This is a genomic window from Andreprevotia lacus DSM 23236, assembly GCF_900176275.1.
GTDB lineage: Bacteria > Pseudomonadota > Gammaproteobacteria > Burkholderiales > Chitinibacteraceae > Andreprevotia > Andreprevotia lacus.
In genome coordinates this window covers 1-11,654 of the sequence record NZ_FWXD01000038.1, presented here as the reverse complement: position 1 = coordinate 11,654, position 11,654 = coordinate 1, and the positions used below count along the sequence as shown (strand labels likewise).

The window sequence follows — 11,654 nt, the reverse complement described above, 5'->3', positions numbered from 1 at the left end:
TGCGGTGTTTGCGGTGCCTGTTGTCCGGCGCAATTCGCCATGCTCATTGACGCCCTGCGCCCGAGGGCATGCGCAAGCTGCGCCACGGTGGGTCACCCACTATTCGCCGCGATTGCTCAGCCGCGCCCCGCTGGCGCTGCTGACCACGAATTCGTAACGCTCCGGCCGGATATAGAACACCGTGTGGTCGCACACGCTGCCGTCGGCCAGGTGCGAGACACGTGCCATCACCAGCAGCGGGCTATTGGTTTTCACGCCCAGCAGGCGGGCCTGTTCACGCTCGGCAGCCTGGGCGCGGATGGCCAGATCGGCCTGGTCCACCGGCTGGCCCAGGCTGTTGGCCAGCAGGGTATAGGTGGCGTGCTGCTCGGCGTATTCCCAGCTCAGCGCATCCACCGCGGCCGGCAGGTGGCTGCAGGCCAGCGCCACCGGTTCGCCATCCACCAGATGCAGGCGGGTGAGCTGCAGGCATTCCGTCGCGCCCCCAAACAAGCCTTGCAGCGCGGGCGGCACCGGCACGCGTTTTTTGTCCAGCAAGCGCATTTGCGGCGTGATGCCTTGCGCCACCAGCGCATCGAAAAAGCCGCTCAGCGTATCCAGCCCGTGGCGGATGCGCTTGCCGCTGGCATAGGTGCCCTTGCCCTGCTTGCGCTCGACCACGCCGTCATCGGTGAGCCTGGCCAGCGCCTGCCGCACCGTCACGCGGCTGACGGCAAAGCGCACCACCAGCTCGGCCTCGGACGGCAGCTTGCCGCTGGGTTCGAAGCGGCCGGCATTGATCTCGGCCTGCAGCGTGCTGGCAATCTGTTGATACAGCGAAGTGACGTTGTGGCGGGAAAGCGGCATTGCGGTAAAGCATCCTGAAAACCGGTCTACGATCTGGCTGCGAGGGGCTGATCGGGGCTTATGCGCTGCTCAAAATCCTCATGTACGTGAAATACATGCCGGTTTTTGCGCTGCGCCCCGCTGAGGCTCCGCTCGCCGGGATCGTAAACAGGTTCCGAGCAGTCTGTGGGGCGGGTGCACGGTCTATTGCCGCGCCGCATAAGGATATATACACAAGGTATTTCAGCCAACTTGTATTAATACGTATTGTTGCAAGCTGTGTAAAACAACGCTGTGATCGGCCATGCTGCCGGCGCAGCCCAAGGCCCCCATGCCCACGCTTGCAGCTGCCCAGCCATCGCAATTTGCGGTCGAGAACGTCGATTTTGCCTACCCCGGCCACGCGGTATTCCGCGGCCTGAGCCTGCGTGCGCAGCCGGGCGAGTTTCTGGTGCTGCTGGGGCCGTCAGGCTGCGGCAAGACCACCTTGCTCAACCTGCTGGCCGGTTTCATGGCACCGGCGTCGGGCCGGGTGTTGCTCGATGACAGCCCGGTGCGGCCCGAGCACCCGGCGCTGGGCTATGTATTCCAGTCGCCGCAGCTGTTCCCGTGGCTGAGCGCGCTGGAAAACGTGCGCTTTGGCCTGCGCATGGCCGGGCGCGGCAGCGAGGCCGAGCAGCGCGCGCTGGCGATCGAGCATCTGGCGCTGGTCGGGCTGGCCGATGCGGCCGACAAACTGCCGCACCAGCTCTCCGGCGGCATGCAGCAGCGCGTGGCACTGGCCCGCACGCTGGCGCTGCAGCCGGGCGTGCTGCTGATGGATGAACCGTTTGCCGCGCTCGACGCCATCACGCGCATCAAGCTGAACGAAGAAACCCTGCGCATCTGGTCGCAACTGCGGCAGACGGTGGTGTTTATCACCCACGATATCGACGAGGCCCTCTTTCTGGCCGACCGCATTCTGGTGCTGGCCCCCGCGCCGGGCGGCATTGCCGCCGAATTCGATATTGCCTTGCCACGCCCGCGCGCGGCAGCCACCCGCCAGCTGGCGCAGTTTGCGCACTACCGCCAGCAGGTGAGCGCCTGCATTGCAGACCTCCAGCTGCAGCCGCTGGCCGCCTGACCCTTTTATTCCATCCCGACCGAGACCGCACATGCTCCGCCTCAAACCCTTGCTGATTCTGCTGGCTGCCGCCGCCAGCTGCCATTTGCCGCTGGCCCGCGCGGCCGACAAGCCACCGCTGCGCATAGGCTGGGTGTTTGCCATGGCCAATGCGCCGGCCATCATTGCCGACAAGAAGGGCTTCTATGCCGCCGAGGGGCTGAAGGTCGAGGTCAAATCATTCGGAGATGGCCCGGTGGTGCAGCAAGCGCTGGCGGCCGGCGAGCTCGATGTGGCCTATGTGGGTGCGCCGCCGGTGTACCAGTGGTTCTCGCGCGGGCTCGATAGCCGCATTCTGGCCAAGGTCAATTACGGCCAGGCGGCGGTGATTGCCGACCGCAGCGAGGGCGTAAAAACCGTGGCCGACCTCAAGGGCAAGAAGCTGGCCGGCGTGGCGCGCGGCAGCGGCATGGATGTCTTGCTGCGCGGCTTCGTGCTCAAAGAGATCGGCGGGCTGGACCCGGACAAGGACGTTGATATCGTCTCGATGCCGCCGGCCAATATGGCCACCGCGCTGCAAAACCAGCAGGTGGACGCCATTTTCACCTGGGAGCCGTTTGCGTCCGAATCACTGCTGAGCGGGCGTGGCCGGCTGGTGCTGGATGTGAACCAGAAACTGCCCAACTACCCGTGGTATGTGGTGATGGCGCCGGCCAAAACGCTGAAAGAGCGGCCGGATGACGTCATCAGGTTGCTGCGCGCGCATATCAAGGCCATCGACTTTTTGCAGAAAAACCCCGACGAGGCCAACCGCATCATTGCCGATGCCTTCCAGATTGCACCGATCAAGAACGGCAGCAAAACCATAGAGCCACTGGCCGTGGTGCAAGAGGCGCGCAAGCGGCTGGGCTGGGCCTGGCGGCTGGAGGCGGCCGATCAGCAATTCATCCAGCGGCTGATGGATTACTCGCTCAGCCTGGGGTTCATGAACAAGGCGCTCAAGGTCGAGCAGGTGGTGGATACCAGCTGGCTGCAGCGTGCCGAGCAGGGGCGCTGAGCGCATGACCAGCGTAAACCACCGCTGGCCGCGCTGGCTGCGGCCCGGCTGGGGCTGGCTGTCGCTGCCCGCACTGCTGCTGGGCTGGATTGTCGTGGCCAGCCGCTTTCCAGCCTATGTGCTGCCGCCGCCGTGGGATGTGGCCGCCGAGGGTTGGCGTTGGCTGCAGCAGGGCAAGCTGGGCGAACAGCTGTGGGCCAGCCTGGGGCGCGAGCTGGCCGGCTTTGTGGCCGCCACTATCGCAGCCATGGCGGTCGGCACGCTGGCGGGGCTGTACAAGGGCTTCCGCGATTTCGTCACGCCGCTCAATGGCCTGTTCATGGCGATTCCGCCCGTGGCATGGGCGCCGCTCACCCTGATCATTTTCGGCATCGGCAATCTGGCCATCATCGTGGTGATTTTCATCGCGGCGGTGTTCCCGATGACCACCACCATCCAGGAAGGCGTGGCCGCCATCCAGATCGGCGCCATCCGCGCTGCCCGCACGCTGGGGGCCAACCGGCGGCAGCTGCTGTGGCATGTCTATCTGCCGGCATCGTTGCCGGCGCTGACTGCCGCGCTGCGCATCGGCTTTAGCCAGGCATGGCGGGCGCTGGTGGCGGCCGAAATGATCGGCGCATCGCGCGGCATCGGCTGGATGGTGGCCATGGGCGGGCAGGTGGGCAACAGCGCGCAGGTGCTGCTGGGCATTGCGCTGATCGGCGTGATGGCCTGGCTGGCCGAAAGCCTGCTGTTCCGCAGGCTGGATCAGCACTACCAGGCCTGGCGGCCCAGCTAGCCGCACCGTCGCTGCACCGGGTTGGCGGATAGCGGCGAAATGGTGCAGCAGCACCCTTCAATGATTTGCACTGGCTGCCCGCGGGCGGCAGGAGTTCCAGAATGACTTTCGATCCGGCCCGTGAAGCGGGCGACTACATCGCGCCGCAGGGCCTTTATGAACAGAACAAGCAACGGCCGTTTCTGGGTACGCTCAGTTGCGCGCACAACACGCTGGTGGCCGGCGAGTGGACCGAGCTGGTGCTGACCTACGAAGTGGGCGGCATCGGCTTGGCCGACGGCGCGTGGTTGAAGCTGGCGTTCAAGTTCTATTCGGATTGGGCGTTGTTCCAGACCAGCAATCCGCAGGCGGCCAATTATGTGTCGGCCGAATACCATGCCGGCGCGCTGCTGCCGGGGCAAAGCCCGGCCACGGTGCAGCAGCTGAAAGTGCGCTTCGACCAGAAGGGCCACGAGCGGCCGTTCCAGAAGGCCGTCATCGTCGATATCGTCGATGGCTACCTCAACCCCGGTGACCGTATCGTGATCCGGCTGGGCGATCGGCGGCAGGGCGGTGGCGGCACGCGCGTGCAGAGCTTTGTGGAAAAGGATTTCCGCTTCCGCATGTTCATCGACCCGCTGGGCAGCTCCAAGTTTGCCGAGGTGCCGGGCGACGTCACGCTGGACATCGTGCCCGGCGCGCCGGCTGCGCTGCAGCTGATTGCGCCGCGCCTGCTGGGCACGGGCGAGGCATTCGACGTGATCGTGCGCGCCGATGATATCTGGGGCAACACCTGCCGCGATCTGCCGCAGGCCGGCACCTTGCACTGGCAGGGGCCGGATGGCGCGCTGCTGGCGCAGCCCTTTGTGCTGCCGGCCACCGGCTGGGCCGCGCTGCGCCTGCCGGCGCCACCGCTGGGTGCGGCGGGCGAATGGCGGGTGCAGGCCCGCGCAGCCCATGGCCCGGCGGCCGCCGCACAGGCCTTCGTCACGCTGGAAGACACGGCCGGTGCGCTGCGCCCGCTGTATGCCGATCTGCACGTGCACTCTGACGACACCATCGGCACCAACGATACGCTGTACAACCTGAGCTACGGCCGCGATGTAGCCGGGCTGGACGTGCTGGGCTACACCGCCAACGATTTCAACATCACCGAGGCGCGCTGGGACAGCTCGGTGGCGCTGATCCACCGGCTGAACGAGCCGGGCCGCTTCGTCTGCTTTCCCGGCACCGAATGGTGCGGCAACTCCAGCGCCGGCGGTGACCGCAACGTGGTGTTCCTGCACGGGCGCAAACCCGAATTCCCGTTTGACGAGCACGGCCGCATGGTGCGCTCGATCGAGTGGAACGAGCACACGCAGGGGCAGATCAAACCCGGCACCTGGCCGGTGGACGAGCTGTATGCCGCCTATGCCAAAGACCCGGCCGGTCACCTGATGATGCCGCACGTGGGTGGCCGCCGCTGCAATCTGGACTGGCACCACCCCGAGCTGGAACGGCTGATCGAAGTCGGCTCGGCCTGGGGGCAGTTTCACTGGGTGTATGCCGAAGCGCTGGAACGCGGTTACCGCATGGGCGCTGCCGCCAACAGCGACGAGCATCAGGGGCGTTGCGGCGGCGGTGTGCCGGCCACGGCGGTATTCGGCTCGCGCGGCGGGCTGACCGGCGTGCTGGCCACGCGCTTCGAGCGCGAGGCAGTCGGCCAGGCGCTGCGCGCGCGCCGTACCTTTGCCACCACCGGCGAGCGCAGTCATGCCGCCCTGTGGCAAGGCCAGCAGCAGATGGGCGAGGTCTATAGCGCCAGCGCCGCCGTGCCGCTGCAATACCGGCTGCTGGGCGAGCAAGGCTGGGAGGAAATCAGCCTGTATCGCGGCGAGCAATGCATCTGGCAGCGCAATCTGCATCAGGAACTGGGGCTGGCGCCGGGCAAGGTGCGCGTGCGGCTGGGCGGCGCACGCATCAAGGACCGCTATCGTGGCGCCTACTGGCACGGCGAGATCAGCGTGCGTGGCGCCGTGGTGCAGGATTTCCGCGCCTTCGGTTTTGACCACCCCGAGCAGACCTGCTGGCGCAGCGGGGCCACCAGCATTGCCTTCAGTACCGTCACCAGTGGCGATCAGGACAGCATCGAGCTGGATCTGTCCGGGCTGGGTGAGGGGGTGGAAATCAGCGTGCACGCCCGCATCGACAGCTATACCAAGGTGGGTGACCCGCTGCAGCCGCAAGCCCATCCGCACGATCCGCATGCCGGGCTGACCGTCAGCGGTGCAGCCCTGCAGGCGCAGCCGGTGCACACGCGCCAGCTGGCCGGCACCGAGCTGCACCTGACCGTGGAGCGCATCACCGCAGCCGCACTGCCGCGCGACGTGCACGGCGAGATCGATCTGCAGCCGTTGCAGCTGCCGGCCGGCCGCGAGCACCCGCTGTTCATCACCGCCCGCCAGCGTGATCAATCACGGGTGTGGACGTCGGCGTTGTTCGTGACGCTGGATTGAGGAAAGGCCGCCGGCGAATGCGGCGCGCCGTTGCTTGCACAATGCTGCTGCGGCGCGCAGCACCGGCTTTCGTGAATAACGATGGTGGCCGTCATCAAGCCCCGCTATGCTGGATCACTTTCTCGAATCAGGACAACGTCATGCTTGCCAGAGATATCCCTGCTCGCCTCAGCGTGAGCGGCGCACCTTATTCCAGCGTGTATCAGCGCCAGCCCGGCAGCCTGCGCGACCCCACGCTGTACTGCTGGTTCAATATCGAGGATGAGGGCGGGCTGGACGTATCGCCACACGTCAGCATCCATATCGACGGCAACAACCTGTTCAACGAAATGCACATCAGCTTTTCCGTGCTGTGGGCCGGTGGCTTTGGCGGCGAGACGACACGGCGCAGCCTGTCGTTCTTCTTCCTCGTCAAGGAAGGCAAGGTGGTGTTCACCAAGGACAACAGCATGAGCTTTGGCCGTAGCCGCAGCGGCGAGTTGCTGGAACAGGTGAGCGCAGACAGCATGCCCTCGCTGGTGCGCGACATGACCCAGTTTGCCCAGGCCTTCGTCAACAAGGCCCGCGGCCCCGGCCTGCCGCCGCCGCGCGTGATCGACAAGGGGCCGCGCGAGTATATTCCCGGCTACTCGCGGACCGGCCCGGGGGCGGGCCTGCTCTAGGGCGGGGCAGCCCTCGCGCGCCGGCTGGTGATCGCGGCGAGCAGCGGGTTGCCGGCCCGGGCCTGCATACCAGCCATCTTGCATGTTCTTACAAACCGGGTAGGTGTATTGAAACAATAGCCCTGAAAAACAGGGCGGTGGTTTTGTAAAAAAGGCCTATCCGCTGTACCATGCGGGGCAAATCAATCCGCTTACTCTGACATGGCACCGGAGCGTGCTGCCGATGCCAAGTCGCATGCCGCTGGCTGAGGTTGCGCGCGCACCGGTGCCTGCCCCGGGCCACACCATGAATCGCCGCCTTCTCGGTCTCGCCGCCGTATTGCTGCTCATTTCGACATGGGCCAGCGCCGTTGCAACCTATCAGGCCGCAGTCACCCTGCGCGCCAGCAATGTGTATGCCGTTGCCGATACCGGCATCCTGCTGCTGACCCGCAATTGCTCGACGTCGGCCTACGGCAGCTACTCCACCATCTACATGGATGCGGCCAGCGGCACGCAGGATGGCCAGATCAGCTTTGGCGATGGCTCCAATTGCGTGGTGTCCGGCGCCTACAGCCCGCAGCAGATGCCGGCGGGCAATACCGCAGTGTCGCTGGCGTTCATCAGCAACGGTCTGTATGTCGATACGGCACAAAAGCTGATTGCCCAGGCGGATGGCTGCCAATCCGCTTACAACGGCCCGGCCACGCTGACCTTGAGCAACAGCGGCCTCAGCTACAGGGATGGCGCGCAAGTCGGCTCCATCCAGTTCACCAACGGTATTTGCTTCAAAGCCTGCGGCCTGACCGGGATCTACAAACTGACCGATATCGCTACAGTTGCGGTGCCGCTGCAAGGCCCCAGCCTCAGCAATGCGACGGTCAGCCAGGTTTATGCCAATGGCGGCAATCTGACGATCACCGCATCGGGTGCGGGCACCGGCTACTGGATGGTCCAGCCCGCCTATTTCAGCGTGCCGACCAAGCCGCAAATCGTTGCCGGCAAGAACGGTTATGACGCGACGCCCTCTGCCAGCGGCAGCGTTGCAATGGCAGCCGGCTCGCCGGTGACCGTGGCGATTTCCGGCCTGATGCCGTCCACCAATTACAGCGTGTATTTTGTCGCCAAGTCGCCCACGGGCCAGACATCGGCCACGCCGAGCGTGGTGTCCTTCAGCACGCCGTCCGGCAATGCACCCCCCATTCCGACACCGGTTCCGACTGCGGTGCCCACGCCCAATCCGCTTGTGACGCCCACGCCCACAACCCGACCGCCCAATCCGTCGCTGTCGAACGTGGTGATCGGCAAGACCGAGACGATCTCTCTGCGCGCCAACCGCGCGATCCTGAGCACCAGCGTGGATCAGGATGCCGAAGGCTACTGGATGATCGTGCCCGGGGATACCGTTCCTTCGGTCAGCCTCGTGGTGGCGGGTCTTGATGCCACAGGCAAGCCGGCGCCCATCAAGGGCTATGGCCCGCTGAAGGCCAATACGCCGATCAACTTTGCCATCACCGATTTGCAGCCGGGCAGAAGCTACACCCTTGCCTTTGCCGCAAGGAATGCCGGCGGGGCAATGGCGCTCAAGACCACCACCTTCCAGACACCGTATGCCAGCGCGCCGCAGCCGCCGATCACGCCGGACACCGGCTGGTACTGGAACCCGAGTGAAGGGGGGCGCGGTTTTTCGCTGGAGGCCAATGCCAGCGGCAATATCTTCCTGGCCGGCTTCATGTATGACGCGGCAGGCAGCCCGATCTGGTATGTATCCACCTTGAGCCGCGATGACCAGAACAGCCAGTTTGCCGGCGATCTGCTCTATTACGAGGGTGGCCAGCATCTGGCCGGTAGCTGGCATAGCCCCAGCAACGTCACCAAAGCGGGCAAGGTCAGCCTGACGCCGACGTCCAAAACCACCGGCACGCTCAAGCTTGAGGGCAACGGGCTGTTGCCGCAGGTGACCAATATCGAGCGCTTCCCCATCAACAACGGCGCGGTGCTTGCGCCCATGCCCGGCAGCCCGCAAACCGGCTGGTGGTGGAACGCAGGTGAGGGGGGCCGTGGTTACTTCATCGAGCTGCAGGACAACTACGCCTTTATTGCCGCCTATATGTACGACACGGACGGCAAGCCCGCCTGGTATGTTTCGCAAGATCGCGTGATGTCGTCCACCCTGTACCAGGGCGCGTTGGCAGTCTACGGTCGGGGCCAGACTCTGGGCGGGCGCTATGCATCGCCCGTCGTCATGACATCCAATGCCGGCAACATCGTGCTGAAGTTCTTCAGCGCGACCAGCGGCCAGTTGATCTTGCCCAGCGGCATTACCGTCGCGATCGAGCGTTACACGTTTTGAGGCCGATGGCCGGGGTGTCTGCTGGTGTATCCGGCAGGCCGCGGCCTAGGCGCATGACACGCCTCGCGTTCGTGCATAAGCCCAAGAACCCGGCAAAGCCGGGTTCTGTCCATTTGAAGCATGCAAATAGCTGCGCTCGCTGTTTTGTGCTCCGTTACCGTGAGCCCGGCATCCTGCGCCATCATTCATGCGCATGAACAAGCAGGCGCTGTCATTTTTATCCCCCAATGAGAAATCACTCATGCAATTGATACGTATGGCCTGTCTGGTCCTTGTCGCCGCCAGCCTGATCGGATGCGCCGCCCCAGCCTTGCAGGGCGCTCGCCCGGCCTCCGCCCTGAACCAGCAATACGGCCTGGCCAAATCCGAAGTGCTTGCAAGAACGGATCACACGACCCAGCACCTGGATGACGCCAAATCCATCCTCTATTTTCAGAATCAGGGTGGCGGCGGCGCTGCACTGGGTTTGCTGCTGGGGCCATTTGGCGTTGCCGCAAACATCGAGATGATCAAGGGTGTCACAACGGCGGATGTGGAAAAGCTCAAGGGCAAACTTCATCTGAATCCGGATGCCGCGTTGCAACAGGCAGCTGCTGCCACGAGCCTTGCACTGCAAGCTGCGGCATCCCAGGGCGACGTGAAGGTCACACCGTTCATTTTTGTCTCGAAAACCAATGAAACCGATATTCATCTCTCGTCGGTTGTGCTTTTCGAGGGGGAAGACGGGCAAAAGAAGTGGCTGCGGCGCTATCAGTATCAACTGCCCGGCAAATATACGCTCGATGAGCTGTCCAGTTTGTCCGAGGCCCAGACATCGGGTGTTCAGGCCGCAAGTACTTTAGCCTATGGCGCGCTGCTGAAATACATTGCCGCGGAGCAGGATGCGGCGATTGCGCAGGAGAAAAAAATCACGCTCACATCGGCTTATTTGACCCCTCGCTTTGAAATGGCTTTGCCAGGCTCCCTGATCGGTGAGCAAGAGGGCCGGGTCTGGGTCCGCACCATGTTCGGGGTTTATGCGGTAGCGCCGGCAGACATTCAGATCGTCAAGAACTGAGGCCTGGCAAGCCCCGCAATCCATGGCCTGTCCCGGGCCGGCCATGGATGCGCCGATCAGCGCTCATGTCAGATGGTAATGCCGTATCGGCGTGACCTCGGGCGGAAGCGCATCGCCGCACAGTTCCAGCACCGAGCGCTCGATATTGCGCGACATTGCATCCAGCGCCAGTGCGTTGGCCGCCGTGCTGAACGGCTCGGCCACCTCGCTGGCGATCGCCTCCAGCGCGATCAGCGTATAGGCGAAGAACACGCACAGCAGCGGGGTGAAGAACCCGGCAGAATCAACCAGGCCAAAGGGCAACAGCACGCAATAGGCATACACGGTGCGGTGCAGCAGCACGTTGTAGGCCACCGGGATGGGCGTGGAGGCAATGCGCTCGCAGCCGCCTACCGCACTGCCCAGTTCATTGAGCTGGGCATCCAGCATCCACAGCGTGGTGGCGCTGGTCTGCTGCCCTTGTGCGGCACCGACCAGATAGCGGCGCAGGTCATCCAGAATGGTGATGGGCTGAAAGCACTTTTGCTGCAGCGTGCGGGTGTAGTCATCGCCCAGCAGGCGTTGCAGGTCGGCCTGCGCATCGCTGCCGCGCAGCTGGTGCTTGAGCGAGTACACGAAGGCGATCAGCATCCTGGCCACGTGGCGTTTGTCGGTGTGCCCGGGCAGGTAGCACAGGGTCTGCGACATGATGGCGCGGGCGGAGACCAGCAGCTTGCCCCACAGCTGGCGCGCCTCGCGAAAGCGCTCGTAGCTCACGTTGTTGCGAAAGGCGAGAAAGATGGCCAGCGCCAGCCCGAACAAGGTGAACGGTGCGATGTTGAGCGGAATCTTCTCGCCAAACACGCGGCCATGGGTCAGTACCGCTATGGTGCTGACGATGCCGATCACGCTCAGCTGCGGAATGATGGATTGCAGCACCGAACCGTTCCACACGAACAGCAGCCGGAACCAGTTTTCTGATGGTCTGACGATCATGGCGGGCGCTTTCTCGGTGTGTGGGGGCAGGGGGCAGCCATTTTGCCGAAGCGATATTGGGCGGGATACGCAACATGTGCGGCTTGACCTTGAGTTTTGGCCGGGTTTGGGGTGTTTGCCAGGGGTTTGTGTGCGGGAATGTGGTGTGCTGGTGATGGCTGTGGGGGTTTAGCGCCTGCGGCGCGGTGTTTGGGGGCCGGTTCCGCCCGGCGTGCAGGTTAAGGGGGCGTCTCGCCACCCCCTTAACAATCCCGCGCGACCCTGCCTGCGCGCTACCTGCCTTTGCTGGCGCAAAGTCAGGCAGTGCCTTGCGCTGCTTGCCCGCCGCGGCGGGAATCGAACTCGGCCCTGTGGGCCTCAAACATGCGATTCCCGACTACCCCGCGTCGTGC

9 protein-coding genes are annotated in these 11,654 nt (G+C 64.4%); 7 read left to right on the top strand and 2 right to left on the bottom strand.

The features are described from left to right. Positions 1 to 99: 99 nt before the first annotated feature. Positions 100 to 846: a GntR family transcriptional regulator gene (locus B9A19_RS19740; RefSeq protein ID WP_084092878.1), complete on the bottom strand. Its 747-nt coding sequence runs from the start codon at positions 844 to 846 to the stop codon at positions 100 to 102. Positions 847 to 1,156: 310 nt separating this feature from the next. Between B9A19_RS19740 and B9A19_RS19735 the strand changes: the two genes are divergently transcribed. The 7 genes from B9A19_RS19735 (at position 1,157) to B9A19_RS19705 (ending at position 10,287) form a co-directional block, all read left to right on the top strand. Next, positions 1,157 to 1,948: an ABC transporter ATP-binding protein gene (locus B9A19_RS19735; RefSeq protein WP_084092903.1), complete on the top strand. Its 792-nt coding sequence runs from the start codon at positions 1,157 to 1,159 to the stop codon at positions 1,946 to 1,948. 31 nt (positions 1,949 to 1,979) lie between these two features. Then, positions 1,980 to 2,984, top strand: coding sequence for an ABC transporter substrate-binding protein (locus B9A19_RS19730; RefSeq protein WP_084092877.1), 1,005 nt, complete (start codon positions 1,980 to 1,982; stop codon positions 2,982 to 2,984). A gap of 4 nt (positions 2,985 to 2,988) precedes the next feature. Beyond that, positions 2,989 to 3,762: an ABC transporter permease gene (locus tag B9A19_RS19725; protein WP_084092876.1), complete on the top strand. Its 774-nt coding sequence runs from the start codon at positions 2,989 to 2,991 to the stop codon at positions 3,760 to 3,762. 101 nt (positions 3,763 to 3,863) lie between these two features. Continuing rightward, positions 3,864 to 6,236 carry a DUF3604 domain-containing protein gene (locus B9A19_RS19720; RefSeq protein ID WP_084092875.1) on the top strand — a complete coding sequence of 791 codons (2,373 nt, stop codon included), beginning with the start codon at positions 3,864 to 3,866 and terminating at the stop codon, positions 6,234 to 6,236. A 140-nt stretch (positions 6,237 to 6,376) separates the two neighbouring features. After that, positions 6,377 to 6,898 (top strand): hypothetical protein, encoded by a 522-nt coding sequence (locus tag B9A19_RS19715; RefSeq protein ID WP_139799012.1) that lies wholly within the window; start codon positions 6,377 to 6,379, stop codon positions 6,896 to 6,898. A 286-nt stretch (positions 6,899 to 7,184) separates the two neighbouring features. Beyond that, entirely contained in the window at positions 7,185 to 9,230 is a 2,046-nt protein-coding gene (locus B9A19_RS19710) for a hypothetical protein (RefSeq protein ID WP_139799011.1), read from the top strand. A gap of 193 nt (positions 9,231 to 9,423) precedes the next feature. After that, positions 9,424 to 10,287 (top strand): hypothetical protein, encoded by an 864-nt coding sequence (locus B9A19_RS19705; RefSeq protein WP_139799010.1) that lies wholly within the window; start codon positions 9,424 to 9,426, stop codon positions 10,285 to 10,287. A gap of 63 nt (positions 10,288 to 10,350) precedes the next feature. On the opposite strand, the gene B9A19_RS19700 is transcribed toward B9A19_RS19705, so the two are convergent. Then, entirely contained in the window at positions 10,351 to 11,262 is a 912-nt protein-coding gene (locus B9A19_RS19700; protein WP_084092871.1) for a bestrophin family protein, read from the bottom strand. Positions 11,263 to 11,654 lie beyond the last annotated feature (392 nt).